This is a genomic window from Ruegeria sp. SATB045 (assembly GCF_059613525.1).
In genome coordinates, this window is the sequence record NZ_JBXWSR010000012.1 from 471268 (window position 1) to 497631 (window position 26364).

At 57.6% G+C, this 26364-nt stretch carries 30 protein-coding genes; 21 read left to right on the forward strand and 9 right to left on the reverse strand.

The features are described 5' to 3' along the window. The first annotated feature begins 230 nt into the window (after nucleotides 1–230). Nucleotides 231–1640, forward strand: a complete 1410-nt coding sequence (locus AC2FNR_RS04020; protein ID WP_496848127.1) for an RtcB family protein — start codon at nucleotides 231–233, stop codon at nucleotides 1638–1640. A gap of 161 nt (nucleotides 1641–1801) precedes the next feature. Here AC2FNR_RS04020 and AC2FNR_RS04025 read toward each other — a convergent pair whose 3' ends face one another. Continuing rightward, a complete protein-coding gene (locus AC2FNR_RS04025; RefSeq protein ID WP_170356350.1) occupies nucleotides 1802–2134 on the reverse strand; it encodes a YegP family protein in 333 nt (110 codons plus the stop codon). A 144-nt stretch (nucleotides 2135–2278) separates the two neighbouring features. Continuing rightward, nucleotides 2279–2902, reverse strand: coding sequence for a TetR/AcrR family transcriptional regulator (locus tag AC2FNR_RS04030; protein WP_170356351.1), 624 nt, complete (start codon nucleotides 2900–2902; stop codon nucleotides 2279–2281). Between the two features lie 128 nt (nucleotides 2903–3030). Here AC2FNR_RS04030 and AC2FNR_RS04035 point away from each other — a divergent pair, with 128 nt between their 5' ends. Genes AC2FNR_RS04035 through AC2FNR_RS04055 form a run of 5 tightly spaced genes read left to right on the forward strand, consistent with a single transcriptional unit; the run spans nucleotide 3031 to nucleotide 7484 of the window. After that, nucleotides 3031–4083 carry an extracellular solute-binding protein gene (locus AC2FNR_RS04035; RefSeq protein WP_496848130.1) on the forward strand — a complete coding sequence of 351 codons (1053 nt, stop codon included), beginning with the start codon at nucleotides 3031–3033 and terminating at the stop codon, nucleotides 4081–4083. 2 nt (nucleotides 4084–4085) lie between these two features. Then, nucleotides 4086–4931 carry an ABC transporter permease gene (locus tag AC2FNR_RS04040; RefSeq protein WP_496848131.1) on the forward strand — a complete coding sequence of 282 codons (846 nt, stop codon included), beginning with the start codon at nucleotides 4086–4088 and terminating at the stop codon, nucleotides 4929–4931. Next, nucleotides 4928–5701 (forward strand): ABC transporter permease, encoded by a 774-nt coding sequence (locus AC2FNR_RS04045; protein ID WP_496848132.1) that lies wholly within the window; start codon nucleotides 4928–4930, stop codon nucleotides 5699–5701. The genes AC2FNR_RS04040 and AC2FNR_RS04045 overlap by 4 nt, the downstream gene beginning before the upstream one ends. Further along, nucleotides 5698–6747, forward strand: a complete 1050-nt coding sequence (locus tag AC2FNR_RS04050; protein WP_496848133.1) for an ABC transporter ATP-binding protein — start codon at nucleotides 5698–5700, stop codon at nucleotides 6745–6747. The genes AC2FNR_RS04045 and AC2FNR_RS04050 overlap by 4 nt, the downstream gene beginning before the upstream one ends. After that, the gene (locus tag AC2FNR_RS04055) at nucleotides 6747–7484 is read left to right on the forward strand and encodes an MBL fold metallo-hydrolase (protein WP_496848134.1); all 738 of its coding nucleotides are present in this window, start codon (nucleotides 6747–6749) and stop codon (nucleotides 7482–7484) included. The genes AC2FNR_RS04050 and AC2FNR_RS04055 overlap by 1 nt, the downstream gene beginning before the upstream one ends. A gap of 5 nt (nucleotides 7485–7489) precedes the next feature. Here AC2FNR_RS04055 and AC2FNR_RS04060 read toward each other — a convergent pair whose 3' ends face one another. Next, nucleotides 7490–9148, reverse strand: a complete 1659-nt coding sequence (locus AC2FNR_RS04060; RefSeq protein ID WP_496848135.1) for an amidohydrolase — start codon at nucleotides 9146–9148, stop codon at nucleotides 7490–7492. A gap of 15 nt (nucleotides 9149–9163) precedes the next feature. After that, a complete protein-coding gene (locus AC2FNR_RS04065; RefSeq protein ID WP_496848136.1) occupies nucleotides 9164–9946 on the reverse strand; it encodes a carbon-nitrogen hydrolase family protein in 783 nt (260 codons plus the stop codon). Here AC2FNR_RS04065 and AC2FNR_RS04070 point away from each other — a divergent pair. The 9 genes from AC2FNR_RS04070 to AC2FNR_RS04110 all read left to right on the forward strand — a co-directional run bounded on the left by AC2FNR_RS04070 (nucleotide 9945) and on the right by AC2FNR_RS04110 (nucleotide 17530). Then, the gene (locus tag AC2FNR_RS04070) at nucleotides 9945–10985 is read left to right on the forward strand and encodes a LysR family transcriptional regulator (RefSeq protein ID WP_496848138.1); all 1041 of its coding nucleotides are present in this window, start codon (nucleotides 9945–9947) and stop codon (nucleotides 10983–10985) included. The genes AC2FNR_RS04065 and AC2FNR_RS04070 overlap by 2 nt on opposite strands. Nucleotides 10986–11078: 93 nt before the next feature. Beyond that, complete coding sequence (speB, locus tag AC2FNR_RS04075; RefSeq protein WP_170356360.1) at nucleotides 11079–12041, forward strand: agmatinase; 963 nt, start codon at nucleotides 11079–11081, stop codon at nucleotides 12039–12041. 22 nt (nucleotides 12042–12063) lie between these two features. Further along, nucleotides 12064–13140 (forward strand): ABC transporter substrate-binding protein, encoded by a 1077-nt coding sequence (locus AC2FNR_RS04080; protein WP_496848140.1) that lies wholly within the window; start codon nucleotides 12064–12066, stop codon nucleotides 13138–13140. A 72-nt stretch (nucleotides 13141–13212) separates the two neighbouring features. Then, nucleotides 13213–14271: an ABC transporter ATP-binding protein gene (locus AC2FNR_RS04085; protein WP_496848142.1), complete on the forward strand. Its 1059-nt coding sequence runs from the start codon at nucleotides 13213–13215 to the stop codon at nucleotides 14269–14271. 9 nt (nucleotides 14272–14280) lie between these two features. Continuing rightward, a complete protein-coding gene (locus AC2FNR_RS04090) occupies nucleotides 14281–15120 on the forward strand; it encodes an ABC transporter permease (protein WP_496848143.1) in 840 nt (279 codons plus the stop codon). Next, entirely contained in the window at nucleotides 15117–15902 is a 786-nt protein-coding gene (locus AC2FNR_RS04095) for an ABC transporter permease (protein WP_170755832.1), read from the forward strand. The genes AC2FNR_RS04090 and AC2FNR_RS04095 overlap by 4 nt, the downstream gene beginning before the upstream one ends. 7 nt (nucleotides 15903–15909) lie before the next feature. Next, nucleotides 15910–16497 (forward strand): nitrile hydratase subunit alpha, encoded by a 588-nt coding sequence (gene nthA / locus AC2FNR_RS04100; protein WP_496848144.1) that lies wholly within the window; start codon nucleotides 15910–15912, stop codon nucleotides 16495–16497. A 9-nt stretch (nucleotides 16498–16506) separates the two neighbouring features. Next, on the forward strand, nucleotides 16507–17169 hold the full coding sequence (gene nthB, locus AC2FNR_RS04105) for a nitrile hydratase subunit beta (RefSeq protein WP_496848145.1): 663 nt from the start codon (nucleotides 16507–16509) through the stop codon (nucleotides 17167–17169). Further along, the gene (locus AC2FNR_RS04110) at nucleotides 17162–17530 is read left to right on the forward strand and encodes a nitrile hydratase accessory protein (protein ID WP_496848168.1); all 369 of its coding nucleotides are present in this window, start codon (nucleotides 17162–17164) and stop codon (nucleotides 17528–17530) included. The genes nthB and AC2FNR_RS04110 overlap by 8 nt, the downstream gene beginning before the upstream one ends. An 81-nt stretch (nucleotides 17531–17611) precedes the next feature. On the opposite strand, the gene AC2FNR_RS04115 is transcribed toward AC2FNR_RS04110, so the two are convergent. The 5 genes from AC2FNR_RS04115 to AC2FNR_RS04135 are packed head-to-tail and all read right to left on the reverse strand — an operon-like array spanning nucleotide 17612 to nucleotide 20871. After that, nucleotides 17612–18988 carry a DUF4384 domain-containing protein gene (locus tag AC2FNR_RS04115; protein ID WP_496848147.1) on the reverse strand — a complete coding sequence of 459 codons (1377 nt, stop codon included), beginning with the start codon at nucleotides 18986–18988 and terminating at the stop codon, nucleotides 17612–17614. After that, nucleotides 18985–19395 carry an ExbD/TolR family protein gene (locus AC2FNR_RS04120; RefSeq protein ID WP_170755837.1) on the reverse strand — a complete coding sequence of 137 codons (411 nt, stop codon included), beginning with the start codon at nucleotides 19393–19395 and terminating at the stop codon, nucleotides 18985–18987. The genes AC2FNR_RS04115 and AC2FNR_RS04120 overlap by 4 nt, the downstream gene beginning before the upstream one ends. Then, nucleotides 19392–19820, reverse strand: coding sequence for an ExbD/TolR family protein (locus tag AC2FNR_RS04125; protein WP_170356370.1), 429 nt, complete (start codon nucleotides 19818–19820; stop codon nucleotides 19392–19394). Before AC2FNR_RS04125 ends, AC2FNR_RS04120 begins: the two co-directional genes overlap by 4 nt. A gap of 10 nt (nucleotides 19821–19830) precedes the next feature. Then, a complete protein-coding gene (locus AC2FNR_RS04130; protein ID WP_496848149.1) occupies nucleotides 19831–20451 on the reverse strand; it encodes a MotA/TolQ/ExbB proton channel family protein in 621 nt (206 codons plus the stop codon). A gap of 3 nt (nucleotides 20452–20454) precedes the next feature. Next, entirely contained in the window at nucleotides 20455–20871 is a 417-nt protein-coding gene (locus tag AC2FNR_RS04135; protein WP_170356421.1) for a hypothetical protein, read from the reverse strand. 382 nt (nucleotides 20872–21253) lie between these two features. Here AC2FNR_RS04135 and tssA point away from each other — a divergent pair, with 382 nt between their 5' ends. The 6 genes from tssA (at nucleotide 21254) to tssE (ending at nucleotide 26362) form a co-directional block, all read left to right on the forward strand. Then, nucleotides 21254–22300, forward strand: coding sequence for a type VI secretion system protein TssA (gene tssA, locus AC2FNR_RS04140; protein ID WP_496848151.1), 1047 nt, complete (start codon nucleotides 21254–21256; stop codon nucleotides 22298–22300). 67 nt (nucleotides 22301–22367) lie between these two features. Beyond that, nucleotides 22368–22883, forward strand: coding sequence for a type VI secretion system contractile sheath small subunit (gene tssB / locus AC2FNR_RS04145; RefSeq protein WP_170356373.1), 516 nt, complete (start codon nucleotides 22368–22370; stop codon nucleotides 22881–22883). Between the two features lie 3 nt (nucleotides 22884–22886). Next, entirely contained in the window at nucleotides 22887–24383 is a 1497-nt protein-coding gene (tssC, locus tag AC2FNR_RS04150; RefSeq protein ID WP_170356374.1) for a type VI secretion system contractile sheath large subunit, read from the forward strand. Nucleotides 24384–24479: 96 nt separating this feature from the next. Beyond that, nucleotides 24480–24974 carry an Hcp family type VI secretion system effector gene (locus tag AC2FNR_RS04155; protein WP_170755842.1) on the forward strand — a complete coding sequence of 165 codons (495 nt, stop codon included), beginning with the start codon at nucleotides 24480–24482 and terminating at the stop codon, nucleotides 24972–24974. Nucleotides 24975–25053: 79 nt separating this feature from the next. Beyond that, complete coding sequence (locus AC2FNR_RS04160; protein WP_353391761.1) at nucleotides 25054–25875, forward strand: type VI secretion system accessory protein TagJ; 822 nt, start codon at nucleotides 25054–25056, stop codon at nucleotides 25873–25875. Next, nucleotides 25868–26362, forward strand: coding sequence for a type VI secretion system baseplate subunit TssE (tssE, locus tag AC2FNR_RS04165; RefSeq protein ID WP_170356377.1), 495 nt, complete (start codon nucleotides 25868–25870; stop codon nucleotides 26360–26362). Before AC2FNR_RS04160 ends, tssE begins: the two co-directional genes overlap by 8 nt. Nucleotides 26363–26364: the final 2 nt, after the last annotated feature.

The window sequence follows — 26364 nt, forward strand, 5'->3', positions numbered from 1 at the left end:
GAGCAGGGCGTTTCACCACACTCTTGTCGCCGAGACCCAAAACGAAAGGTCACCCCCGGCGAATGCCGAAGGAACTACATGGCTCAACAGGGACAGGTCGAGCGGGTTCAACTCCCCTCCGTGCCGGCGCCCAGACGGCAAACGCATCTGCCCATTCAGATGCGGGGCGGGCCTCCCGAACTGTTTCTTCCCCACTTGTCGCCGGGGCCTGAATTTGAGTGAATATGATGATGGAAAACACATTTGATCCCGTAACGGGCGAACACCTGAAAGACTGGGGACATCGCCCGGGCAAGCAATTCCCCGCCCTGCTGGCGCGCGCGAATGAGATGCGGGCCGAAGGCTTCGGTCTGGTGCGCATCCGGCAGGAGCTGGAGGGCGAGATCCCTCCGACCCCGCCAACAATGGATCTGCGCGCGCCCGGTGAGGTGCAGTTTCACGAGAATATCGACGCCAGTGACCCGGATGAGGAAGACAATGTCGACAAAGTCCGCGAAACGATGACCGCGCTGATGCGGACCCCGACGATTGAGGCCGGGGCGATTATGCCCGATGCCTGTCCGGCCGGTCCGATCGGCACGATCCCGGTTGGCGGCGTCGCGGCGTCGCGCAATGCGATCCATCCGGGGATGCATTCGGCCGACATTTGCTGCTCGGTCATGATCACCGATCTGGGGAATGCCGACCCAAAGGCCGTGCTGGATGCGGCGCAGTCAGTGACCCATTTCGGACCGGGCGGTCGGCCGCAGGGCAAGCGCTTCACAACCTCGCTGAAATTGCTGGATGCGTTCCGTGAAAATCCGTTTCTGGACAACCCGAAATCGCTGCGCATGGCGCAGGAGCATATGGGGACGCAAGGCGACGGGAACCATTTCCTGTTTGTCGGCCGGTCGCGCAAAACCGGGCGGACGGTGATTGTGACCCATCACGGCTCGCGCGGGCCGGGGGCAGTTCTTTATAAGAACGGCATGGCCGTCGCGCATCGCTTCCGCAAGGAGCTGTCGCCGGGTACGCCGAAGCAAAACGCCTGGATTCCGGCTGACACGCAGGAGGGGCGCGACTATTGGGATGCCCTGCAACTGATCCGCAAATGGACCAAGGCCAACCACAACGCGATCCATCAGGCAACGGTTGAGGCCGCGCGAGTGGGCGATGTCGGGGACCGGTACTGGAACGAACATAACTTCGTCTTCAAACGGGGCGATCTGTTCTATCACGGCAAGGGCGCAACCCCGGCGTGGGGTGACTATGCCGCGGACGCGACCGGGCTGACCCTGATCCCGCTGAACATGTCCGAGCCGGTGCTGGTCGTGCGCGGCAAGGACGCGGGTCACGGTCTGGGTTTCAGCCCACATGGGGCGGGTCGGAATTTCTCGCGTTCCGAACATAAGCGCCGGATGGGGTCCGTCACGCCGGATGAGATGTTGAAGGCGGAAACCGAAGGTCTGGATATTCGCTTCCACGCCGGCGGTGTGGATGCCTCGGAATTGCCGTCCAGCTATAAAAGCGCGGACAGCGTTGTGGCCCAGATCAAATCCTATGATCTGGCCGAGATCGAGGATTATATCGACCCCTACGGCTGCATCATGGCCGGTGATGTGCGGCCGTTCTGGAAAAACAAGAAGAAAGGCCGCAGGTAGCTGTGGCCTTCGTCATTTGTACGAGTTGGTCGGGATTTTGATGAAGCCCTCATTTGTATCCAGCTCGGGCGTTCCCGAAAGCTCTAGTCAGCTATGCACAGAATTCGCCAGCTGGTTGGGGTAATAACCAGCCCGGGCGACGTCTGCGGGTCGCAGTTGATTTAGGTTAAATCCTCAACCCGTGCGTCAGGTGCATTTCGTTTAACGGACTCGATCCCGTTGTCGCGTGCAGAGGTGGTTGTGTAGCTTTCGCTTGTACCGATTACCTGACCATTGCTGGCTTTCAGATTGAACATATGGCCACCGGATTTGGTTTCCTTGCGTTCGAATCTTTCGTCGCTTGGTGCGTTTGTCTTGACGGATGAAATACCGTTCTCAGCGCTTGCTTTCTGGACATAGCCTTCGCTGGCCAGAATGATCTCACCGTTTCCGGCTTTCAGCCGAAACCTGAACTCTCCAGCCTTGTCTTTGTAAATCTCAAATTTGCCAGCCATGTGATGTCCCTCAATTCTATTGCAATCCTTGCTTGCGATGTTGCTACGTTTGCAACGCGGCAACAAGAGTTTTCAGGATATTCAGGGTGTGCACGTGACTAGAGCCGAGATTTATCAAAGACGAGCCAGGATTGCATTGCCCGTCTAATCTGAATTTACCGCAATCAAATGAGCGATTGGTAGGATTTGCGCCGCGATCTGATCTCTGAGTTGCGCGAGTGTCATATCGTCATTCTTGACGAACTCGACGAAAGCCTGATTCAGGGCATTGAAGATCAGCGCACCCAAGTCCGACGCAACAAGGCTTTGGCGCACTTGGCCCCGGTCTTGCAGGGCGGCGATCAACTCGGTCACTTGTGCCGCGAGGCGGCGATCCTGCTCGGCGTAGCGCCGACCGCTTGGCGTATTGGGGTGCTCGATTGAGTGCGCGATCGCCGTACGCCACATCTCTTTCGAGAGATATTCGAGGGAGTGGTCGTAATACTGGTAAATCAGACCTAGGATCGCGTCCTCGACGCGTAAAGGTGGATTCGCCAGGATCGGCGCGCCCGCTGTGATGACCTCTTCGACCTCCATGGCGACCGTGGCGATCAGGATGTCCCCTTTGGTTTCATAGTAGTTGTAAACAGTGCCGACCGAGACCTCGGCCATCTCAGCCAGATCTTCGATTTTCACGGACCGATACCCGTGTGACCGGAATTTCGCAGACGCAGCTTCCAGGATGCGCCGCTCGCGCGCCGCCTTTTGCCGCTCTCTTAATCCTGCCATTTGGAAAAACGACCTCGTTTGGCATAAATCTAAGTTTAGAGTTGACTACAAAGGTGAGGCTGTTCAAGTTTTTTGTGACAGACCCGGAAAAAAACAGGGCAAACCGAAATCAACAGGAGATGAAACGAATGCAAATTGGACGTAAAATCCTTGGTGCGTCGGCGCTGGCCCTGATGGCTGGTACGGCCTGGGCCGAAGGCGAACTGAATGCTCTGGTGTGGTGCGACCATACCGATCCCGAACTGATCGCTCCGTTTGAGGCGAAGCACAACGTCAAGGTCAATCTGCGGGAATACGAGGGAACGGGCGCGGCACTTGCGCTGCTGGAGCAATCCAGGCCCGGCGACTGGGACGTGCTTGTGGTCGACGGGATCGATGTGTTCCGCGCAGTCGAGGCCGGTGTTCTGGCCCCGCTGCCCGAGGGCGCGGTCTCGACTGCGGATTACTTCCCCGAAGTTGTCATGGCCGAAAACAACACAGTTGACGGCGTGACCTATGCCGTGACCGAGAAATTTGGCTACAACACGATCTCGTACAACTCGGCCAAGGTCGATCCCGCAGATATGGAAAGCCTGAGCACTGTCTGGTCCGAGAAATATGACGGGCGGATTTCGATCTATGACTACTACCTGCCCGTGATGGGGCTGGCCGCCATTGCCGAAGGCATTGCAACGGACGCAATTGGCGCGGGAGATTTGGCAAAGATCGATGGTGTCCTTTCAACCATGCGAAGCCGAGCTGCCTCGGTCGCGGGGGTGGTTGCGGCGCAAACGGCACTGGCGACAGGCGAAGTAGATATCGTTGTGGGTGGGGGTGAGTGGCTGACGGCCGTGCTCGCCTCGGAACAGCCGGAACTGACATGGACCATCCCCAAGGAGGGCGCGGTTCGCTGGGCGCAATCCATCGGCGTGGTCGAGGGGGCCAGTAACCCCGATCTGGCGGTTGAGTTCATCAAGTACATCACCAGCCCCGAAGGGCAGGCCCGTCTGGCGACGTCTTCGTGCTTTTGGGGAATGCCCGCAAATGCCAAGGCCGGAGACGTTCTGACCGACGCACAAAAAGACATCCTGCGCTGGGATCAACAGCCTGACTATCTGGCGTTGACACAGCTTTACCCTGCACCGGATGCAGATCTGGACATCGAAATGCAGGATCTGTGGCTGGAAACTCTGCAGCAGTGAACATGTCCAAGGACCAGGTCCGCGGCTGGGGCTTTGTAACCCCGGCCCTGCTGTGGACCATCGCCTTTTTCATCGTGCCTTTCGTTGTGATGGGCGCGATGAGCCTTGCTTCGCTTGAAGGGCGAACGCTTGTTTGGGATCTGTCACTGGCCAACTACGCCAAGCTGCTTGAAAAGAAATATCTATGGCGGGCGATCCTGGTTTCGCTGGAAATCACACTGACGGTGACGGTGATCTCGGTCGTGCTGGCATATCCGCTGGCCTGGATCATTGCCTTTCGTGTGTCACCGCGCTGGCAGCGTCTTGCCCTGCTGCTGGCAATCCTGCCGTTCTGGACCTCCTATGTGGTGCGCTCCTATGCATGGTTGCTGGTTCTGGCGCGTGAGGGCGTGGTGAACGAGACCCTGATGTGGATCGGAGCCATCGCCGAGCCGATCACGCTGGCCAATACGCGCTTTGCTACGGTGGCTGGCTTTGTGCATTTCTTTGTGATGCTTCTGACTCTGACGATCTATGCCAACCTGATCCAGCTGTCCCCGAACTATCGCCGGGCGGCAATGGACCTAGGCGCTAACGCGTTTCAAACCTTCCGACACGTGATCTTGCCGTTGACTCTGCCCGGTATCGTCACCGGAGCATTCCTAACGTTTGTCCTATGTATCGGCGACTACGTCACGCCGCAGATTCTGGGCGGCAATACCGAATTGACCGTGCCGCAGGTTATCATGGTGCAACTGGGACGGCGCGCGGATTTTCCGTTGGCCTCGGCGCTGGCCATCGTCTTGATGAGCATCGTTGCGCTGGCCTATCTGCTGTCTGCCCGCTGGTTAAGGCTTGACCGGTTATGATGCGCTTTCTGCCCTGGGCCTACCTGATCGCTGCGTTTGTATTTATCTACCTTCCGGTGGGCGTGCTGGTCCTGTTCTCGTTTCAGGAAGGATCGCTGCCTGTGCCACCGTTCAACGGGCCGTCCCTGCAATGGTATCAGACCATTCTTGGGGACGAGGATTTGATGGCAGCGCTGCGCAATTCGATCCTTGTCGCGTTCGGGTCGTCTGCGGTTGCCGTGGCGCTGGGATTTCTGGCGGCATACGGGCTTGCACGGCACGTTCTGCCAGGATCGGCCCTGATCCGAGGACTGCTGATCGCCCCCCTGACGGTCAGCTACCTGATCGTTGGGCTGGGCCTGCTGATCGTTCTTACGCGCTCGGGCTTTGGCGTTTCGCTTTGGACCGCAGCCATCGGGCATGTGGTCATCAACTTGCCGCTGGCCTTTGCCATCATCTATGCCTCGATGGGAGCACAACAGCAAAACGCCGAACGCGCCGCCCGTGATCTGGGCGCGTCCGAGCCCAAGCTGATCGCGTTGGTGACAGTACCGATGTTGCTGCCCTCGATTGCGGCGGCCTTTTTCTTGTCGGTCACGCTCAGCTGGGATGAGTTTATTATCTCCTTCCTGCTGACCCGCTTTGACGTCACCTTGCCGGTTGAAATCTGGTCGCTGCTCAGGTCGGGCCTGTCGCCGCAACTGAACGCAATCGGCAGCTTTGTCTTCTTGATTTCAGTTGCGGTTGTGCTGCTGCTGGAACTCACCATCTTTCGGAAAGGCCGCCAATGACCGCGTCTGTCACGTTTTCGGGTCTCAATCACTGGTTTGGTCAGTTTCAGGCGCTGTCCGGGATCGACCTGCAGATCGAGGCCGGTGAATACGTGACTCTGCTGGGCCCGTCCGGCTGCGGCAAGACCACTCTTTTGTCGATCCTAGGGGGGTTTCTTGAGCCTACCCAGGGCCGCGTGCTGATCGGCGGTCAGGACATGACCCGTGTAGCGCCGGTCAAACGTCCCACGACCACGGTGTTTCAGGATTATGCCCTGTTTCCGCACATGTCCTTGCGCGACAATGTTGGCTTTGGCCTGCGTATGAGCGGTATGGGTCGGAAAGACCGCCACGCACGCGCCGAACAGATGTTGGATCTGGTCGGCCTGAAGGATGCAGCGCTCAAACGTCCTCATGCCCTGTCCGGTGGGCAGCGACAGCGCGTCGCCCTAGCGCGGGCGCTGGCCGTCAACCCGGACGTTCTGCTGCTTGACGAACCGTTGGGCGCGCTGGACCTCAAGCTGCGGCGATCCATGCAGGACGAGTTGAAAAGCATTCAGCAACAGATCGGTACAACCTTTGTCCACGTCACTCATGATCAGGAGGAAGCCATGGCGATTGCCGACCAGATCGTGGTCATGAGCCGTGGCCGGATCGAAGATCACGGTACCCCGGACCGGGTCTACCGCTATCCGGCAACCCTGTTCACGGCGGATTTCATGGGCGAAAATAACCACATTTCAGGTGTGAAATCCGGGGCGGGTTTAGAAACACCGTTTGGACTTTTGCCAACCCTGAACGCCCCGGCCTCGACCAAAGCCGCAATCTGCCTGCGCCCCGAGGATATCCGCGCCGACGATCAAGGATCATTCCCGATGGGGATGGCCACGGTGACTGCGGCGGCGTTTTTCGGAACCTATTGCCGGGCGCATCTTTCACCGGCCTGTGCCCCGGACCTGAGCCTGACGGCCTATCTGGCCCCTGACCGCCCTTGGGCGCAGGGCGATGTGGTATCGTTGTCCGCAGATGTCGAGAATTTTCGCCTGTTCGAACCGGAGACCCCCTGATGCAGCGCGCGCAACCGCAGGATTGGTACCGCACCACCCGCAAAGGTGAAGACATTACCCTGATCGATGAGCCTTTCATCACGCCTTTCTATCGCTGCAACATGTGGCATGTACGTGGACGCGACCGCGATATGCTGGTCGACAGCGGCATGGGCGTTGTGTCGCTGCGGACATGGGTGCCTCTGGTGACCGAACGTGCGTTGACGGCGGTCGCAAGCCACACCCATTTCGACCATATCGGCTGTCATCATGAGTTCGAGGACCGCGCGGTCCACAGGGCCGAGGCCGATATTCTGGCCAACCCGACGCGCGTGGCGACGCTGGCCGACCCCTACGTGACGGACGAGATTTTCGACTGCCTGCCGCCATTGCCCTACCGATCCGACACATATGCGGTCAGCGGTGCGCAGGCGACGCGACTGTTGGACGATGGCGATATCGTCGATCTTGGGGACAGGCATTTCGAGGTGATCCACACGCCGGGTCATTCGCCGGGCGGAATTGCTTTGTGGGAGGCCGCGACAGGCATCCTGTTCTCGGGCGATATTGTCTATGATGGCGAGTTGATCGAAGACACCTATCACAGCAATGCCCAGGACTACTACAGCTCGATGGTGCGCTTGTATGATTTGCCGGTGGAAACCGTGCATGGGGGTCACTTCCCCAGCTATGGTCGAGACCGCCACCGCGAAATCATTCGCGCGTGGTTGGATGGAAAGAACGCGTCAACGGCGTAAGGCTTTCAGTTTTTCGCCATGTAGGTCACGACCCCGTTGCAGATCGTAGCCTCAACGGCGGTGTCACCTGCGTTTCTATCCGTCAACACCCGGTCCAGAACTACGATATCAGCTAGCATGCCGGGGGCCAGACGCCCGAACTGATCATCGCGGCGGCAGGCATAGGCCCCTTCGCTGGTATAGGCGGCTAGGGTATCTTCAAAACTCAGTCGCTCGTCCTTTTGATCGGCGTCCCAGACCTGCCGGGTCAGGGCGATGTCAATGCCGGTCAGAGGTGGCAGGGCGGCAATCGGCCAATCGCTTGAGAAACAGACACGCGCACCCGCCTCCTTGAGCGTCCGCCACACATAGGCGTCAGGCCATTGGTCCCAGCCGATGATCGAGGCCAGAGGCTCTAGCGGGAAATCCCCGCATCCCGGCGGATGCGGCGTCATGAACGAGGCGACCACATCAAGCGCGGCAAAGCGGTGCCGGTCTGCAGGGTCGAGCAATTCGATATGTTCCACCCGGTGCCGATTACCCTGTGGGCCGTTGGCAGAGTGAGCGGCCTCATAACCGTCCAACACCACGCGCACGGCCCCATCCCCAATGGCATGAACCGCGATCTGAAACCCGCGCTTGTCCAGTGCCACCGCCAGATCGGCAAATCGGGCCGGGTCATGCAGCGGCGCGCTTTTGTGGCCAGGTGTATCGGGGTAATCCCGCACCCGGTATCCGGTGTGCGCATCCAGTGTGCCGTCCATGAAAAATTTGACCCGGTTGCACCACAGCATCGGGCTGTTCAGCTTACGCCGCATCTGCTCGGCAATCTCGATGTTTTCGACGGGTTCGCCGGGCGTGAAGTGATAGGGTAGCTCAAGCCGGCAACACAGATCGCCTTCGGCTTCGATCTCTTGCAGAAGACTGGCCTGGTACAGGTTGCCGTCCATATTGATGATTGTCGTGATACCGTGCTGGGCGCAGTATTGCAGCCCTTCGCGCATCAATACCTTGTCGGCCTCGCGCTGAGCTTGCGTCACTTCTTGGGCCGGTTCGATCCCCTCCAGCCCCAGAACCTCGCGCCCACCATGGCGGCCAAGCGCCTGTATCGTGGCAACGGCCGGAGGCTCAATCAGCGTGCCAGTGGCGATCCCGTCCGGGTCCAATTCAATATGCGAACCCGGTCCCAGATCGCGCCCCCGCAACACATCTGCAGCTTGTAGCGCCGCGGTATTTGCCCAGCCGTTGTGAAAATCAGCGCTTTGCAGCAACAGCGGGCGATCGAGGCATATCGCGTCAAGAATATGCCGGTCCGGATTTTGGCGACCGTCAAAACTCGCGTAGGCCAGACCCTGTGCCACAAGCAGGCTGTCATCTGGGTTTTGTGCGGCAAACTTCCGAATGGCGCGGGTCAGGGCTGCAGTGCCCGTGATCGCCTCAAGCCGCAATACCTTCAGGGAATAGGCGCCGAAAAACAGATGCATATGGCTTTCGACAAAGCCCGGCAGAACCGTTGCGCCCTCGGCGTCGAGGACCCGGGTGTCGACGGTACATAATGCCTTGATCTCTTCCGTTGATCCAACCGCTGCGACCCGATCCCCCGACACGAATATCGCCTGCTGCCGAGGGCCACCGGGCTCCATCGTGCGCAGATCTGCATTCACGATCGCAAGCGAAGAGGTCATGCGCGCGGCTTTCAACTAGGGGTGGGCTAGGTTCAGCGCCACGGTGTCTGACAAATAGGGGTTCTCGTCGCGCGATTGGGCATAGGCATCTGGATCAATCGAAGCCGAGATCACCTGTCCGCCTTCCCCCGCAAAACCCAGCTGCTGACCGTCCGGGGCCACGATCGAGGACATACCCTGATAGGCATAGCTTTCGTCAGAGCCTGCGTGGTTGGCGTACACGACAAAGACCTGATTTTCAAAGGCGCGCACCGGCACAACCTGTTGCGTGATGAACGCACCGGCTGGGCCTTCGGCCATCGCTGTTGGCACAATGATCACCTGCGCCCCGGCATGCGCCAACCGACGCACGTTTTCAGGAAATTCGATATCGTAGCAGATCAGAAAACCAAGGGTCAGACCGGCCATTGTGGTCATCACCAAGGACCGCTCGGGCGTCTGGAAGATACCTTTTTCATAGGGGCCATACAGACAGTTCTTGCGATAGATCAGCGGACTATCAGGGTCATCACGGTTGATGATCAAGGCGCTGATATAGCGGGCGTCGCCATCGGCCTCGGGGAAACCCGCGACAAGGCTGATGCCGCTGTCACGCACCGCCTGCGTCAACTGTTGAACCCATGGCCCATCTTTCGGTTGCGCCAGATCGCGCAGAACTGCACCTCGCCCGTATCCGGTGATGGCCAGTTCGGGCGCAACCAGCAGATCGGCATCCGAATCGTGCAGGGCCTGTTCGATTTGGGCTAACCGATCCTCGGTGCTGCCTCCAGCTTGCATCTGAAATGCGGCGATCTTCATGGCACACGTCCCTATGTTCCGGCGCAGTTCGATCAAAATTTCAGCGCCCGCGGTCGCGACCGTATTCAGCGCGCCCGATTTTGCAAATAGTGCGTTGCAAAACGATACATTTCTCGGGCTCAATGCAAGGATGAAAATCACGGGTTCAGATATCCATCTTTTGACTGTTTTCGACAGTGTCGTTCGGAACCGGGGCTTCTCGGCAGCGCAGGTCGAGCTGGGCCTCAGCCAGCCCACGATCTCGAACCACATAACCGCGCTTGAAGAACGTCTGGGCGTGCGTCTGTGCCAGCGCGGGCGGCGCGGGTTTCTGCTGACTGAAAAAGGGCGGATGGTGCATCAGATCGGTCTGGCACTGATGGACTCGCTGGATCAGCATTCGACCCATCTGGCCGAGTTAAAGGGCAATCTGGTTGGGCGTCTAAAACTGGCCGTTGTGGACGCCACCACAACCGATGAGGCATTCAAGCTGCCGCAGGCGATCAAACAGTTCACCGAGGCTGCTCCGGCCGTGCGTATCGACCTTGTGATTTCCGAACCGCAAGATATTCAGCAAGGTGTACTGGACGGTACCTACCATATCGGATTTGGTAGTTTTGACAATGTAAGCAATGGCTTAAACCTGACCGACCTGTATCGCGAACATCACGCACTCTATTGTTCGGACACTCATCCGTTGTTTGGGGTTCCGGAACACGCCCTTGGTGATGATGCCATTGCCCAGCAGGCTTGGGTCCACCGCGGGTATTGGAACCAGCAAAGGCAAAAGACCCAGCATTCCTCGGACCGAGACCTTTTTGCGCAAGAAATCGAAGCGCAGCTGATCCTGATCCTCAGTGGGGCATATATCGGGTTGTTGCCGCTGCATCTGGCCTCGGGTTGGGAAAAGCAGGGGCGGTTGCGGCGCTTGCCCAACAGCAGCCGTGATTATTCTTGCCCTATGCAGATCGTCACACGGTCCGGAGCGGTACCTAAGGTAAATGGACTGTTCATCCAGACCCTTCAGCAAATGTATGAGGGGGAATACATTGCTAAATGACAATGTAAGGGTTTGCGCATCGCTATTTTTTGGCCCAACCGAGCCAATTAGGGTCAGCAGGACTTTCGTATGACCTCAGCTGCAGGAACCATAATGCCAGACACGACCGCGCCGCGTTACAACCAACCCCTGGGCGGCAATGACATGCCCCGTTTCGGAGGCGGCACGACAATGATGCGACTGCCCGCGCAGGAAACCGCCGCCGGACTGGACGCCTGTTTCGTGGGCATTCCGATGGATATCGGCACCTCGAACCGGACGGGAACGCGTCACGGGCCACGTGCGATCCGCGCCGAAAGCTGCATGTTGCGGCCCTTCAACATGGCCACGGGCGCGGCACCATTTGCCAAGATGCAGGTGGCCGATATTGGCGATGTGGCGATCAACACGTTTGATCTTAAGAAAACCATGGACATCATCACCGAGGCTTATGATGAGATACTCAGCCACGATGTGGTTCCGATCACACTGGGCGGAGATCACACGCTGACCTATCCGGTGCTGCGCGCGATCGCCCGCAAACACGGTCCGGTGGCCTTGATCCATGTGGATGCGCATTCGGACACGAATGACGAGATGTTTGGCGAAAAGATCGCCCATGGCACTCCGTTCCGCCGTGCGGTCGAAGATGGGCTGTTGCAGAATGACAAGGTGTTCCAGATCGGCCTGCGGGGGACGGGTTACGCGCCCGATGATTTTGACTGGGGCCGCAATCAAGGCTTTACTGTCATTCAGGCCGAGGAGTGCTGGCACAAATCCCTGACCCCCCTGATGCAGGACATTCGCGCGCGGATCGGGGATGTGCCGACCTACCTGACCTTTGATATCGACAGTCTGGACCCGGCCTACGCGCCCGGAACCGGGACGGTCGAAATGGGCGGGCTGACCAATATTCAGGCGCTGGAAATCGTGCGCGGGTGTGCAGGGTTGAACCTTGTCGGCACAGATTTGGTCGAGGTCTCGCCGCAATATGATGTCAGCGGCTGTACCGCGCTGATCGGGGCCAATCTGGCCTATGAAATGCTTTGCGTCCTGCCCAAAAACCGGGCCAACTGAACAAAACCAACAGGAGATCACAATGCCAACCACTTTTTCTCGTCGCCGATTTCTAGGCACCGCCGCCGCAACTGGGGCTGCCACACTGGCCGCGCCAGCCATCGTTCAGGCGGCGCAGCCGCTCAAGGTTGGAACTTATGGTGGGTTCTTTGAAGACAGCTTCAAGCAGTTCATCTTCCCCGAATTCACCAAGGCCACTGGGATCGAAGTGAACTCGGTCGCCGTTCCTACCGGCGAGACATGGCTGGTTCAGATCAAGAACGCTGCCCGCGCCAAAACCGCCCCGGCAGATGTGTCGCTGATGGCGGGTATTCCGCGCAGTCAAGGGGCGGATCAGAAAGTGTTCAAGGCGCTGGACGACACCAAAATCCCGAACCTTGCCAACATGACCGACACGTTCCAGGACAGATATGACGACGGAAACCTGTTCGGTGTTGGCGCGGTGTCTTGGTATATCACGCTGTGCACCAATTCGGACGAAATCCCGCAGGCTCCTGACAGCTGGGCCGCGCTATGGGATGAGACATACAAAGATCAGATCGGTCTTCTGGGTCTGGCCTCGAACTCGTACATGCTTGAGGTAACGGCGACGACTTTCTTTGGTGGAACGGACATACTTGATACCAAAGATGGCATCCAACAAGTGTTCGACAAGCTGTCCGAAGTAGTGCCCAATGTGCGGCTTTGGTACAAGGACGAAGGCGCGTTCCAGCAAGCGCTGCAGGACGGTGAGATTCCGATGGGCCAGTACTATCACGACGTGGCCGGTCTGGCCGCTGCCGAAGGCTTCCCGGTTGTCTCGACTTTCCCGAAAGAGGGTGGGATCGTGGACTCGGGCTATTGGATCGTGCCTGAACACGCCAAACCGTTGGATGAGATCCACGCATTTATCGACTTCATCGCTGCGCCCGAAACGCAGGCGTTGTTGTCGCGCAATGTCGGCACCGCTCCTGTGATCGACCCGAGCCTGACCGATCTGACCGCCGAAGAACTCGCCGCGGTGAGCAGCCCCGAGGCTCCAATCGTTCCGCGGTATGATGTCTACAAAGAGCATGCCAACTGGATTTCCGACACCTGGAACCAGATGATCGCGGGCTAACACCACTCACGACACTGGCCCGTCCCGCGCAGGTGGGGCGGGCCGCTTCCCTTGTTGAAAGAAAAGACCCTTATGCCAGGTTTAAGCATCGAAAACGTCACCAAGAAATTCGGCACTGTGACGGCCGTTAAAGATGTGAACCTTCAGTTCAATACCGGCGAGATGATCTGTTTTCTGGGTCCGTCTGGCTGTGGCAAGACCACTCTGCTGCGGATGATCGCCGGGCTGGACGAACCCACGCAAGGCACGATCCGTTTCGAGGATCAGGACCTGACCGGCGTGCCTGTGCATCAGCGTAATATCGGCATGGTGTTTCAGTCCTTTGCGCTGTTTCCGCATCTGAATGTTGGCGAAAACATCAGCTATGCGATGCGCATTCGGGGCCATTCCCGATCAGAATGCGAGGATCGCGCGCGGCAGTTACTGGACATGGTGCACCTGCCGGGGCTTGAGGGCCGCAAAATCTCGCAGCTGTCGGGCGGTCAACGTCAGCGCGTCGCCATCGCACGGGCCCTTGCGCTGAACCCACATGTGTTTTTGTTGGATGAGCCGATGTCAGCGCTGGATGCCAATCTGCGCGAGGTCATGCAGATCGAGCTGCGCAAGCTGCAACAAGAGCTTGGGATCACCACTGTCGTCGTCACTCATGATCAGACCGAAGCGATGACGATGGCCGATCAGATCGTGGTCATGGGAAAGGCGCAGGTGCTGCAGACCGGCACCCCGATGGAGATTTACAAGACCCCGGTCGACAAATTCGTGGCCGGTTTCATCGGCACCAGCAACCTGCTGTCTGCCAAGATGTCAGGGCCTGACCGTGTACATGTGAACGGGGTTGATCTGACGGTGGACGGCAACACTGGAACCTTCACCAAGGGCGATGACGTTCTGCTGATGACCCGCCCCGAAGAGGTGTTCGTGCATCATCCCTCGGACGTGGATGTGGCCAACTCAGTCACCGGTACGGTGACATTCGTGCGCGATATCGGCGCCACGATCGAGATTTTGGTGGATTGCGCCGGGCACGAGGTGATCTCGGTCCTGACACCAAAGGACTGGCCCAATGTGAAAGTGGGTGATCAGGTCCATGTTGAAATGCCTGCTACGGCCTGCAGCGTGTTGGCGGTATAGGAGGGCGAAATGCAGACAAGCGCGCTTTCCCGCTATATCGGGCTGATCCCGTCCTCGGTGATGATCGGGGCGTTTTTTGTGATCCCCTTCGTCCTGATCCTGCTGACCAGTGTGTCCACGCCTACCGATGACGGAGGTTATGCCACCAGCTTTGACCTCCAGCATTTTGAACGATTTCTGACCTGGTTCTATATCGAACGGGCGTTGTTCTCAGCAGGTCTGTGCGCGCTGATCGCAGTGCTGAGCCTGCTGATCGCGTATCCCTTCACCTATTTCCTGACCACTTTCCCTCCGCGCTCGCAGACCTTTTGGTTGATCTACATTCTGGCGCAGCTGTCCCTGTCCGAAGTGCTGATCGCCTTCAGCTGGCAAATCCTTTTGTCCCGCACCGCAGGCGTGGCCAACATACTTGTCTGGATCGGGGTGATTGAGAAAAGCTTTGCCATGACCCCCTCGGCAGGCGCTGTGGTCGCCGCGCTGGTCTATTTGACCGTGCCGTTTTCGGTCTTGCTGCTGTTTCCCGCGCTCAGCCGGTTGGACAAAAACTTGATCGAGGCATCGCGCACGCTTGGGGCTTCGCCTTTGCGGACGTTTTTCACGGTGATCATTCCCGTTACGCGGCCTGCGATCATCTCGGGCGGGGTGACGGTGTTCGTGCTGACGCTAGGGGCCATCATTGTGCCGCAGGTTCTGGGTAAGCCCGAACACTGGACGCTGTCAGTGCTGATTACGGATCAGGCGATATTCAATTTCAATATGCCCTTTGCCTCAGCGCTGGCAGTGGTGTTGCTGGTTCTCAGCGCGACGGTGATCTGGCTGGTCACGAAATTCTCGGGGAAAAAGACATGAGGGCTCTGCGCAGTATCTATCTGGCGCTATTCGCGCTGTATCTGATCGGGCCGATCCTTGTGATTGCGGCCGTTTCGTTCAACGCCAAAAAGTTCTTGGCCTTCCCGCCGCGCGGCTTTTCCTTCCGCTGGTATGCCGAGGTTTTCGTGGCAAATGACTGGTTCACGGCGCTGAAAAATTCGCTGTTCATCGCCTTTGCCTCGGCCAGCCTCTCGGTTCTGATCGCGATGCCGGTGGCCTATTTCGCATGGCGCTATGGGCTGCGGTATGCCAAGGCGCTGCTGGCGCTTGGGGTGGCACCGTTTATCCTGCCGCCCGTCATCATGGCGCTGGCCTTCCTGTTGTTCTTCACCGGGATTGGGCTGAACGGCCTGATGATCAACGTCATCATTGCCCATGCGGTTTTCCTGCTGGCCCTGCCTTTGGTGACGATCTCTCTGGGGTTGGAAAGCGTCGATCACGCGCTGATCGAGGCCAGCCAGACCATGGGCGCCTCAAACGCCGTTGTCTTCCGCACGGTGATCCTGCCGATTGCCGCCCCCTTTGCCTTTGCGGGGTTTGCGTTCTGCTTTGTCCTCAGCTTGAATGAATACATCATCGCGCTTATGACCGTGGGCTTCTCGGTCGAGACACTGCCGATCAAGATTTTCAACGCCCTGCGCTATGGCTACACGCCGGTTATTGCGTCGATTGCGGTGATCTTCATGGTGATAAATATCGTGATTTTCGCCCTGATCGCGCGGTTCTCGAACCTCGCTCGTATTCTCGGCGCGATGGAGTAACCGAGCCATGCCCCATGATCACGATCCTCTGGAAGAAGGCCCCGCCCTGCGCGTGCGCGCGCTGGAGGAGCTGATGGTGGCCAAGGGGTTGGTCAAACCCGAAACGCTGGACAGTATCGTTGAATATTATGAGCGCGAAACCGGCCCGCGCAACGGCGCGGCTGTGGTGGCGCGTGCGTGGACGGATCCGGAATACAAAGACTGGCTACTGCGCGACGGGTCCGCGGCGATCAATGCGATGGGGTTCAGCGGGTTCCAGGGCGAACATATCCGGGTGGTCGAAAACACGGACGCGGTTCACAACGTCATCGTTTGCACCTTGTGTTCCTGCTATCCATGGCCGGTTTTGGGCCTGCCGCCCACATGGTACAAAAGCCCCGCCTACCGGTCGCGTGTAGTGCGTGAACCTCGTGCGGTTCTGGCGGAATTTGGTGTCAGCCTGCCCGAAGGGGTGCAGATCAAGGTTTGGGACAGCACGGCCGAGATCCGCTATCTGGTTCTGCCATGCCGCCCCGACGAGACCGAGGGGCTTTCCACGGCAGAACTGGCTGATCGTGTCACCCGCAACGGCATGATCGGCACGGCTTTGGTTTAGGGGCAGGGGATGGACGGCATTCATGATATGGGCGGGATGCATGGGTTTGGACCGGTTCCCTGCGATCAGGACCAAGCCTTTGACCACGAATGGCAAAAGCGCGCTTTTGCCCTGACCGAGGCTTTGGCTTGGTCCGTGCCCTTCTGCGCCGACGAACACCGCGCGGCAATCGAACGGATTGCCCCCGCAGATTACCTGCGGCTGGATTACTTCGAAAAATGGACCGTGGCCGCGACTGCGCTGGTACAAGCTGCGGGTCTGGTTGACCCGCAGGAAGTCGCGTCGGGTCTGAAACGGTTCGACATCCCGCAGGGTGATCATCCGGCGGTCGGTCTGGCTGACATATTGGCTGCCACCAAGGCAGGGGCCGAGATGACATTCCCCCCAACCACCGCCACGCCACGCTTTGCCATCGGTCAGTCAGTGCGCGTTCTGGCCAACAGTCCCGTTGGTCACACGAGGGTTCCTCGTTATGTGCGAAACCACGTCGGGAAGGTCATCGCCGATATGGGGGTGTTTCAGTTCGCCGACTCGATGGCAAGCGGGCAAGGCCCTGATCCTCAGCATTGCTATACGGTTGAATTTTCGTCCAGGGATTTGTGGGGCAGTGCTGCAGACGCCAATGGTTGCGTCTGTCTTGATCTTTGGGAGAGTTATCTTGACGATGTGTGACGCCCATGACGTGGCGTTGCAAAACGTCCGCCGCTCGATCCCCGGGCTGGATGAAAACGGCCCTTTGTTCCTTGCTCCATGGCAGACTCGGATATTTGCTCTTGTCGTGGCCATGGTCCAACAAGGGCATTTCCCTTGGACGACGTTCCAATCCCGCCTTTCGGCCCTGATCACTGAAATGGAAAGGCGCAACAGTGCAGGTACGGCACGGGCCGTGGAAACGGCTTACTTCGATTGCTGGCTGCGCGCTGTAGAGGATACCTTGACCAGTGAGGGTTCTCTGAATGCCCCGGAATTGGAAAACAAAATTTTGGATATTCAGCAAACAGTTGCCAAGATCAGAACGGCACAGTCTGCGTAGATCCAAAGTTCCAGCGTTCAGGATTAGCATCGGGGTAAAGGGAGCAGGTCCTTCTGCTTAGATCACGGATTTGATGCGTCTCTATCGCTCGGCTGTGGTGATAAAGAAATAGACCCACTCTCCTTTGAAGTCAGGGTTGACGACCCGAGCTTCGGCGACGCGAGATTTGAGGAACTTAAGGTAAGCATCTGCCGGTTCGATTAGTGGGAGATCCTCTTGGTATAGCGGATCTGACGCAGCAAAGGCGACGGCGATTTCCTGTCCGTAGGGTGGACCTATCGTGATGAAAAGGCCGGAATCACCCGGCGCGGCCGCGCCCACGCGCAATGCGGAATTTGCGAGTGTCGGCTGCATCGGGGTCGATGCATTCGGTCGCAAATGGATGACTTGCCCTTGGGCATCAAAGTAGTCGACATAGACGTATGCGTCGTAGTCTGCTCCGGTCAAATCAAGAACCAGTTGTTGACCGTTCACATAGCGAAACGCACGCGCGTGAACGTCTTCCCCAATCAATAGTGGATTGGTGATCTGGTCCGTTGATTGTGGCAAGCCAATATCGGCTATTCCGCTGAGTGCGCCGCATTGCGGGCGCGGCAGGATGCGCAACTTGTCCTCGACCTGGATGTTGGAACCCATCTGCGTCTGAAGAGCGGCCAGAACCGGGTTACGCAATCCATCCTCGGGGATATGTCCAATAAGCTGCAAAGTGTTTGTGTCTGGCTGAAACTGAACCTGCAGCCGTGCGCAGGGGACTTGCGCCAAAAGTCCATCGATCCCGTCGCGCAGGTTCTCGGCCGATTTTCCGGCATCTTCCGGCTGCATAAAGCTCTGGATCGCGGCCAATGAGACCGGGTCTATCGGTCCGTCGCCAGAGGTGGAAAACACCTCGGATGCTGCAGTTTGCGGGATGTCGGGAACCGTTTGTGTCAGGACGACGGGTTGGAGTTGCACGGATTGTGAGACGTCCGTAGTGGGTAGCGCCGGGGGCACGGTTTGCGCCAGCGGTTGCTTCAATGAGACCGGATTGGCCTGTACCGAAGCAGAGACCAACTGTGATGCGGGTAATGCTGTCGCTTGCAGTGGCTGAGATGTGGCGGAAACGGACTGTGCGGGGTCGAGCTTTGCCTCAGACGCCGACAAAGCATCGGTGTCCGGAATAGTCACTGCAACCAGCTGCTGAGGAAGCTGAGCTGCAGTCGCTGTTGACTGTCGGATCGTGCTTTGGCCCAGCTGCGCGCCCGAGGCGTCCTCGGTTTGAGCGGTTTCTGAGTCTGGTTGAGATTCAACGGCCTCGCTTTGTTTTACCCGGTGGGCCGACAGCTGCATTTGTGTTTCGGGAACCGGCTGTTCATCAACCGGTTCGGGCTCGACGCTCCAGATAAGGGCAATGGCGCCTCCGACATGCAGGGCGAGTGAAACGACCAGCCCGATACCCCATAAGACGGTCCCCCGGATCATTGCGGCGATCCCGGAGGGGTTACTACCAACACCACATCGCGAGCGCCCATAGCCTCAAACTGAGCAATACGGGGCAGGATTGATCGTAAAGTTGCTTCGCGATGCGCATTGATGCGGATCAGAATGTCTGGTTGAGCCACCAGCAACGACTGAACGCGACGCTCGATGTCTTCCGGCGCTACGGTCTCACCGTCCAATGCGATTATGCCATCTGCTGCCACCGAGATTGTGATGCCGCCTGCGGGCATGTCCGCGCCGGTCACCGCGACGGGCGGAGCCACGTCAAAGGGTGCCGTGGCATCCATACGTCCGATCAGCATGAAGAAGACCAGCAAAAAGAAAACAACGTCGATCAGGGCAATGATCGTTTCGGGGTGGTGGCGTGGGGCAGGGCGGGTGATTTTCACGGGCTAGCCTCCAGTCGAACCACGCGCATGTTCACTGTCCCGGCCTGGGTGACTGTATCCATGACCGATACAAGAGATTGTAGCCTGGCCCCTCCGGTAGGCAGCACGATGACCTGAAGACCGGGGTCTCGGCTTAGGCGTCGGGTCAATAGGTCGGACAAATCATCATGAGATACCGCTTGGCCCTGATGAAACGGGGCTCCGTCCGTGCCTATGCGGATCAGTAACGTTTCAGCTGTGCCCTCTCCGGTCGTCCCTTGTGCGGGGCTGTCGCGCTGCGCCAGCGCCGGGATCATGTCGAGGTTCAAATACGTCGACGTAACCATGAAGAACACCAGCAAGATCAACATGACGTCGATCATCGGCACCAGCGAGATCAATGGCCGGGTTGGCTTGCGTCTGTTCAGGCTGAGATCGCTGTCCATCGACATCTTCCTAATGCGCGCCGCGCTCCTCCAATACCATGAGTTGGCCCACTGCGTTCTCGATGGATTGTGCGCCGGCTTCGGCCCGACCTGATAGTAATGAAGCCCCAATCGCGGCTGGAATGGCGACCACCAACCCTGCTGCAGTCGTCAAAAGTGCTTGCCATATACCACCTGCCAGAACCGAGGCATTTGCAGCGCCCTGTGCCAGCTCGAGCTCTTGAAAAGACTGGATCATGCCGGTCACTGTACCCAGCAAACCCAGCAGGGGTGAGATCATTGCAATTAATTCCAGCACGCGAATCCAGCTGATCATTGTGGCAAATTCCAAATTGCCGCGCCGTGTCAGCTCGGCCATTAAGGCGGGGCCTTTGAAGCCGTCGATAAGCCCCTGCATCGCGTAGGCACACACCCGGTCCGCTGGGGATTTGCCCGCGGCGACAGCCTGCTGCGCTGCTTGCCGTTCGCCCTTGGACCATTGTACAAAAGCTGCGTCCCTTACTGGTCCGCCCGAATTGACAGGGGCCAGTTTGATCACTTTGACGACGATTACGGTCAGAGACAGCAGGGATAGCAGCCCCAGAATGGCGATGATTGGGCCTCCGGTGCCCAAGTTTTCCAAGCCCGGCATGACTTATTGCGCCAGATTGGCAGCGGTCTTGCTGTCCAGCGCCAGAAGCGGGAAGCAATCGACAGGGTCGGAATTCTGCGGTTTGCATGCAGGCAGGTCGTGCAACAGAATTTCAGAAATATCCGAGCACTCAATTTCGGGGATTTCGAACAGTTTCAGAGTGGTCCGCTGAACGGGCAGAGGGGCGGCGTCAATCGACAGAAGCCGGTCGATCACCCCATCTTTGTCAAGGATCGCGAGCGACATTTCAAATTCTTCGAAACTGTTGTCTGTCTGATTGCGAAAAAGGAAAAATGCGCGGCAGCCTCCTGCTTCGCCAGGTTCGAATTTGTTAAGCTCGATTGAAAGCCTGCTTTCGTCCGCCTGGGCCATTAAAGCTGCACATGAAAGCGCGATGGCTGCAATAAGTCTTGTTCTCATTCTTCTCCCCATTCCCGATTGGCGGGCTTGCGCCGTGGTTCCGAAACACCGCTTCGTCCGACTTTGAGCAATCATTGCAGCATTGAACCGCAGGCAAGAAGAAAAAAATACATTGCAACTACATCTAAATCCGTCAGCCAAAAGAAAAATCGCTGTTGCCCACCGTAGCGGCCAAGCAATGTCGTAAAAAAAACGTATTTTTAAGGTTTGACTTTGTGCCGGGTGTGCGGCTGATTCAACACAATGACTGGGCTTAAAACGTGAAATGTGTGCAAGTTTTGTCACTCTGTGAAATAGTTCATATTGGTAGTCGGGAACATCACGTTAAGCGGTGCCAACAAACGAAAAAGCGGTTCTCAACCGTCACGTTATTGGGGAGAGTATGAATTTATCGTCTTATCTGGAGCCCAGAAACGAAGACCAGCCGAGCGGCGAAAACCTGGAATATGATCCGGCGTTTACCGATCTGGAAATAGCCGCGCAGCCAGGCGAAGAACGGCAAATGGGTGACGAGGTCGTCGCTGCCGAAGAACAGGACTGGGGCGATGTCGAGTCCAAAGCGCTGGCGATCATGGAGCAAAGCCATGACCTGCGTGCCGCGGTTTATCTGGCCGAGGCCGTATTGCACACCAAGGGCCTGCCTGCATTTGCGACCTCTCTGAATTATATCAAATCCCTGCTCGAAGATTTCTGGGAGACATGTCACCCCGAGCTGGACGAAGATGATGGCGATGCGACTATGCGGATCAACGCGGTGCGTGGTCTGGCTTCGTCGGATCGCATGGTAAAAGCGCTGCGCCGCACGGGTCTGACGGACAGCCGTATGTTTGGGCGCATGACTCTGCGTCACTTGGACGTTGTGGATGGTCGGATCAATATGCCCGCCGATCTGGACGACATCCCGGACGCCAACAGCGTTGCTGCAGCCTTCAAAGACACCGATGACGAGGTGCTGTCTGCAAATGCCGATGCGGTTTCGTCAGCGCTAGAGGATGTCAGCGCGATTGACGCTGTGTTCTCGGACAAGACGCCAGGCGAAGGCCCCGATCTGGATCCTTTGATTGTGGCGCTCAAGAGCATCAAGCAAGCACTGGCTCAATATGCCGATGTTGGTGAGGTTTCTGCCGATGACATGGTAGAGGCAAACGTTTCAGCGCCTTCTGCGGCCCCGACTGGTGGTGCGGCAGCGCCGGCATCTGCGGGCGGTGGTGCGATCAATTCGCCCGACGATGTGACCCGGATGCTGGATCGCATTATGGACTACTATGCGCGGTGCGAGCCATCCAGCCCGCTTCCCATTTTGCTGGAGCGGGCCAAGCGCTTGGTCAATGCCGACTTTCTTACGATCATCGAAGACATGGCCAAGGAAGGCCTGGACGAAGTACGCCAGATTGGTGGCCTGAAAGATGATGATGACGATGGATTTTAATCCGCGCCCGGCATCGCCGGAGCGGGGACCGAAACAAAAAACTGACGGATGAATCGAGGAGCAACAGATGGCTGACAGTTCACAAAAATTCATAGCCCGGAACAGGGCTCCGAGGGTTCAGATCGAATATGATGTGGAGCTTTACGGAGCCGAGAAAAAGGTGCAGCTGCCCTTCGTTATGGGCGTCATGAGCGATTTGGCCGGTAAGTCTGAGGTGGAACAGCCTGCCGTCGCTGACCGGAAATTCCTGGAGATCGACGTCGACAATTTCGATGACCGGATGAAGTCGATGGCGCCGCGTGCAGCGTTTACCGTGCCGAACACGCTGACCGGTGAAGGTAATTTGGCGGTGGATATCACTTTCGAAAGCATGGACGATTTCAGTCCCGCTGCTATCGCCGCCAAGGTTGCTCCGCTGAAAGAGCTGCTGGATGCGCGGACGCAGCTGTCCAACCTGATGACGTACATGGATGGCAAAACCGGGGCCGAGGATCTGATTTCGAAAATCATGCAGGACCCCAGCCTGCTGAAAACACTTGCAGCCCAGCCCAAACCGGGCGGCGACGCTGCCGAGGAGGAATAAAAGATGGCCGATCAAGAAGCCAATGTAGAAGCCGCCGAAGGCGCAACAGCGTTTGGATCCTCAGAATTCGAAGCGCTGCTGACCAAGGAATTCCGTCCGAAATCGGATCAGGCGAAAACCGCTGTGGAAAGCGCGGTTAAGACGCTGGCCGAGCAGGCGCTGGCCAATACCGGCCTGATTTCGGATGACGCTTTGCGCTCGATCGAAGGTATCATTGCCGAGATCGACAAGAAACTGACCGAACAGGTCAACCTGATCTTGCACCACGAAGAATTCCAACAGATGGAAAGCGCGTGGCGCGGCCTGCATTATCTGGTGAACAACACCGAAACCGACGAGATGCTGAAAATCCGCGTGATGAACATCTCGAAGAAAGACATGCACAAGACCCTGCGCAAGTTCAAAGGTACCGCATGGGATCAGTCGCCGATCTTCAAGAAACTCTATGAAGAAGAATTCGGCCAGTTCGGGGGCGAACCCTATGGCTCGCTGGTGGCGGATTACCATTTCGACCACAGCCCACAGGATATTGAGCTGCTGGGCGAGATGTCGAAGATTGCTGCCGCAGCCCATGCGCCTTTGATCACCGGGGCCAAGCCCAGCCTGTTCCAGATGGACAGCTGGTCGGAACTGGCCAACCCGCGCGATCTGACCAAGATCTTCCAGACGCCGGAATACGCCGCATGGCGCTCCCTGCGGGAAAGCGAGGATTCCAAATATGTCGGTCTGGCGATGCCGCGCTTCTTGGGGCGTTTGCCTTACGGTTCCAAAACCGAACCGGTCGAGGCATTTGCGTTTGAGGAAGACACAAGCGGTGCCAACAGCGACAGCTATAGCTGGGTGAACGCGGCCTATGGCATGGCGGTCAACATCAACCGGTCGTTCAAGGAGTATGGCTGGTGCTCGCGGATTCGCGGTGTGGAAAGCGGCGGTACGGTCGAAGGCCTACCCGCGCATACTTTCCCGACCGACGATGGCGGCGTAGACATGAAATGCCCGACCGAGATTGCAATCTCGGACCGGCGCGAGGCTGAACTGGCCAAAAACGGCATGATGCCCCTGATCCACCGTAAGAACAGCGACTCGGCGACGTTTATCGGCGCGCAATCGCTGCACAAGCCTGCGGAATACGATGATCCGGATGCAAGCGCCAATGCAAACCTTGCCGCGCGCCTGCCGTATCTGTTCGCGACCTGCCGTTTTGCGCATTACCTGAAATGTATGGTGCGCGACAAAGTCGGGTCGTTCAAAAGCCGTCAGGACATGGAAAGCTGGTTGCAGGACTGGATCAACCAATATGTTGACTTCAACGCCGACATTTCCGCTGAAGCCGAAAAAGCGCGCAAGCCACTGGCCTCGGCCGAGGTTGTGGTCGAAGACGTCGAAGGAAACCCCGGATATTACACGTCCAAGTTCTTCTTGCGTCCCCATTACCAGCTGGAAGGTCTGTCCGTATCCCTTCGACTGGTATCCAAGCTACCGTCTGAAAAAGCTGGCTGAAATTGAGAAAGATCGGCGGCGAGTGAAGTGCTTCACTGCCGCCGATCCAAACCTCAAATATCTCAGTGCTATCTCTAATCTCCAAAGGAAACGAAAATGGAAAACATCTTTATCAAAATGGACTTCCCGGGTGAAGCCCGCGAAAAACAGCACACTGACTGGATCGCTTGTAAAGAGGTCAGCTGGGAAGTTTCGCGCACATTGGACATGGGCGACATGGGCACCACCCAACGCGGCTATGCGAATGCAAACTTCGGCAAGGTTTCTCTGCAAACCGAACTCAGCAAAGCGTCTGCCAAGTTGATGACTTATGCTGCATCGGGCAAAGCCAATGGTGAAATGACCATTCACCTGTGCCGCTCGGGCGATGACGAAAAGAAAGGCATGGAGCCTTATCTGATTTTCACTCTGCGGGACGCCATTGTGGACAGCTACTCGGTTACAGGTGGTGAGGAAACGATCCCGTCGGAAAACTGGACCGTCGCCTATCGCGGTATCTCGATCAAGTACAAGATCGCCGATTTCAAAACCGGCAAGCTCAGCGATTGCAACGAGTTCAAGTGGAACCTGGAAACCGGCGACGTCAGCTGATTTTCACCACGATCCGGGCTTTGGCGGCGCATGTCGCCCAAGCCCTCTTTAATTATTATCCTGACGACGCGAGGCCCGCATGACGCCGGAAGACCATCTAAGAACAGGCGATCTGACTGCCACGCTTACTGCGCTGCAAGACAAAATCCGCGCCAATCCCGCAGATGCCAAACTGCGGATTTTCCTGTTTCAGCTTTTGTGCGTTATGGGCGACTGGAAACGCGCAATCACGCAGTTGAAACTGAGCGCCGAAATGGATGAGGCGGCCACGATGATGGCCAAGACCTACCGCGAGGCGATCATCTGCGAAGTGTACCGTGAAAAGGTCTTTGCAGCCGAAAAGACACCCATGGTTTTCGGCGAGCCCGAAGAGTGGCTGGCCCACCTGATCGAAGCGCAGAAACTGACGGCCGGAGGCAATTTCGAGCAAGCTGCCGAAATGCGGGCGAAAGCCTTTGATGCAGCCCCTGCAACTTCGGGAACTGTCAACGGTGAGGCATTTGAATGGATCGCTGATGCAGATATGCGTCTGGGTCCGGTTCTGGAAGTTATTGTAAACGGTCGTTATTTCTGGCTCCCGTTTTCTCAAGTTGCCCGGTTAGAGATCGAAGCCCCCAGTGATCTGCGCGATGCCGTCTGGACGGCGTGCACATTGACTGTCGCCAGCGGCGGAGAAGTCGCTGCGCTGATCCCGACACGGTATCCCGGTACAACCCAGCAGGGTGATGATGCAGCACGTTTGGCGCGGGCGACAAGTTGGATGGATGCGGGCTCTGATACATTTGTGGGCGTGGGTCAGCGTCTGCTGACAACGGATCAATCCGATGTCGCCTTGTTGGATGTGCGCGAACTGGTACTGAACGTGGCCACCGAGGCCGGGGAAACGGCAGGAGATGGCTGAGAAGACCCTTGCCGAACGCCTGCAGCCTTCGCTTCTTGATCGGCTGACGGACGATGCGCCGGACCAGCAAAAAGAGGGTCGCGACGCACGTGTGATCGACGTCGGAAGGCTTAGGGAAATCATCCAGCGCGATTTGTCTTTGCTTCTGAACACCACTGATCAGTCCGATCTGATCGATGAAGACGTTTACCCGCACGCGGCGAAATCTGTCCTCAACTATGGCATTCGCGAAACGTCGGGCGCCTTTTCCACATTGCGACAAGCGCAACGTATTCAGCGTTCGATTTCCGATTCCATCGAGGTTTTTGAGCCACGGATCGTTAAGGGTTCAGTTGCAGTGGATTTGCGTTCTGAAAAGGGCTCGGGTGAAATGCATGTTGAATATGACATCCGTGCCGTCATGTGGGCGCAACCGATGCCCTTGGAACTCTATTTGCGCAGCCGTGTAGATATAACGACCGGCGAAGTCGCAATCGAGCGGAGTTGACG